Raw genomic sequence first — 3,259 nt, forward strand, 5'->3', positions numbered from 1 at the left:
CCACCAGCCCCACCGCCACCAGCCCCACCGCGACAAGCGCCGGTCCGACCACTACGAGCGCCGCGCCGGCCGCGACCAGCGCCACCCCGAGCCCGACCGACCAGCCGACACCGTCGGCCAGCGCGACCCGCGCCGGGCTGCCGCACGTCTTTCCGGTACGCGCGACGAACGTGGCCTACCATCCGACCCACTCCGCGTACCCGGGAACGGACATCTTCGCCGACTGCGGTGAACCGGTCGTGGCCGTCACGGACGGCACGATCGGCGAGGTCAGCCGCCGGGACCGGTACGACAAGCAGGGCCCGCAGGGGCCGTACAACGGTGGGCTGTCGGTGTCGGTCCTCGGCGACGACGGGGTCCGTTACTACGGCTCGCACCTGACGAAGGTGGCTGCGGGCATCGCCCCCGGAGTGCGGGTACGAGCCGGTCAGCAGCTCGGCACGGTGGGCCGGACGGGCAACGCGAACAACGTCTGCCACCTGCACTTCGGCATCTCCCCGCCGTGCCTGGGCGAGGATGGTTGGTGGATCCGCCGGGGCGTGGTCTGGCCGGCGCCGTATCTCGACTCGTGGCGTAAGGGCGGCAACCGGGAGCCGGCCAAAGAGGTCGCCGCCTGGCACCGCAAGCACGGCTGCCCGGAGCAACCCGGCTCACGCTGAGCAACCGGCTCACTGAGCAACCGGCTCACGCTGAGCAACCGGCTCGCTGAGCGGGGATGTCGCGTCATCCGCATTTCATCGCCACGACACATTGACGTGGGTCTCCACGGTGAACTAGCGTCCGCGTAACACCTCCAGAGAGCGCTCTCTCACACCACCAACCTGACAATGCCGACGAAACGCGTACGTCCCGGCGCGGCCGGGCCGGCGCGCAATGGAGGAAAGATGCGACCTCCCGTCCCACCGCGCACCCGACACCGGCTCCTGGCCGCCACCACCACCGCGGCCCTCATCCTCGGTGGCGTCGCCGTCACCGCCACCTCCGCCGCGCAGGCCGCCCCGGTCGGTGCCGGCAGCTACACCACCACCCCGGTCGGCCCACTCCCCGGCGGCTGCGGAGACATCGCCACCAACCCCCGGCAGTTCGCCACCGCCGACGCGCCGCCGGGCCCGGTGCCCACCAACGACTGGTGGTCCTCGCTGCTCTGGAAGCGGCTCAACTGCGCGTTCAGCGAACCGCTGCACGCCCACCCGGTCTCCTACCAGCCGGTCACCGACGGGCTCGGCTTCTCCGCCACCTCCACCCCCACCATCACCGGCACCGCCACCGGAGTCGGTGAGTTCAAGTACCCCTACCAGGAGGACATCCGGGTCGGGGTGGCCGGACTCGGCGCACCGAACGTCCTGGTGGACGACTGGACCGACTGGACCGTCACGCCGTACTGGAGCGACGGCGCCCGGACCCTGCGCGCCACCATCGGCCACGGCCTGCCGTTCGCGTACTTCCGCAGCACCGGCGGTGACGCGCTGATCAACGTGACCGGTGGCAGCCCCACCGTCTGGTCGAACAGCGGCAACACCATCGGCTTCACCGTCCGCGGCCACGACTACGTCGGGTACGCGCCGACCGGCGCGACCTGGACCGTCAGCGGCGGCCGGATCAGCTCCAACCTCGCCGGCCGGGGCTACTTCTCGATCGCCCTACTGCCGGCCACCGCCGACGCCACCGCCCGCAGCCAACTCGCCACCAGCTACCGCAGCTACGCGCACGCCCACGTCACCGGCACCCGCGTCGGCTACACCTACAACCAGTCGACCAGCCGGGTGGAGACCAGGTACACCTTCACCACCACCCCACGTGAGGGCACCGAGACGCGGACCGTGGTCAGTCTCTACCCGCACCAGTGGAAGGCGCTGACCGGGGCCACCCCGATCACACAGACCTACCCGTCGCCCCGGGGCCGGATGAAGACGCTCACCGGAGTCGCCGATTTCCGCACCTCGATGGTGTTCCACGGCGTGCTGCCCGAGGTGCCGGCGGTCGCCACCGGCACCGACGCCGACCTGACCACGCTGCGGCAACACCTGGCGGCGGTCCGCGCCAACCCGATGGACCAGCGCGGCAACGACACCTACTGGACCGGCAAGGGACTGGGCCGGGCCGCCCGGATCGCCGAGATCGCCGACCAGGTCGGCGACACCGAGACCCGGACCGCCGCGCTCACCGCCATCCGCGCCACGCTCAACGACTGGCTCACCGCCTCGCCGGGCGAGACCGAGCGGCTCTTCTACTACGACCAGCGGTGGGGCACCCTGATCGGCTACCCCGCCTCGTACGGCTCCGACCAGGAGCTGAACGACCACCACTTCCACTACGGCTACTACATCGCCGCCGCCGCGACGCTCGCCAAGTTCGACCCGGCGTGGGCCCGGCAGGACCAGTACGGCGGCATGATCGACCTGCTGATCCGGGACGCCAACAACTACGACCGGAACGACACCCGCTTCCCGTACCTGCGTGACTTCGACATCTACGCCGGGCACGACTGGGCCTCCGGACACGGCTCGTTCGCCAGCGGCAACAACCAGGAGTCGTCGTCGGAGGGGATGAACTTCGCCAACGCCCTGATCCAGTGGGGGCAGGCCACCGGGAACACCGCGGTCCGCGACGCCGGCATCTTCATCTACACCACCCAGGCGGCGGCGATCCACGAGTACTGGTTCGACGTCAACGACGAGAACTTCCCCGCCGCGTTCGGGCACAACAACGTGGGCATGGTCTGGGGCGACGGCGGAGCGTACGCCACCTGGTTCAGCGCCGAGCCGGAGATGATCCAGGGCATCAACCTGCTGCCGATCACCGGCGGGCACCTCTACCTGGGCTACCACCCGAACTACAACGCGCAGAAGTACGCCGAACTGGTCCGCAACAACGGCGGCGAACCCACGGTCTGGCAGGACATGCACTGGCAGTTCCTGGCCCTCGGTGACGCCGACGCCGCCCTGGCCAAGCTGCGCGCCAACGCCGGCTACACCCCGGAGGAGGGTGAGAGCCGGGCACACACCTTCCACTGGATCCGCAACCTGGCCGCGCTGGGGCGGGTCGACACCGCTGTCACCGCCGACCACCCGCTGGCCGCCGTCTTCACCCGCAACGGCGCCCGCACGTACGTCGCCAGCAACATCTCCGGCAACCCGCTGACCGTACGCTTCTCCGACGGCACGCAACTGTCCGTGGCCGCGGGGCGGACCGCCACCAGCGGCGCGCACACCTGGAGCGGCGGCAACGCCGGCGGCGGCACCCCACCGAGCCCCACGCC

2 protein-coding genes are annotated in these 3,259 nt (G+C 70.8%); both read left to right on the top strand.

Annotated elements, in window-relative coordinates; genetic code table 11:
* Positions 1-659: M23 family metallopeptidase (locus tag C1I93_RS29770; protein ID WP_111246571.1), on the top strand; the 659-nt coding region annotated here is incomplete at its 5' end.
* Positions 660-884: 225 nt separating this feature from the next.
* Positions 885-3,259, top strand: a 2,375-nt coding sequence (locus tag C1I93_RS29775; RefSeq protein ID WP_111246572.1) for a glycosyl hydrolase, incomplete at its 3' end; no start/stop codon positions are given.

It is taken from the genome of Micromonospora endophytica, from assembly GCF_003236305.1.
Lineage (GTDB): Bacteria > Actinomycetota > Actinomycetes > Mycobacteriales > Micromonosporaceae > Micromonospora > Micromonospora endophytica.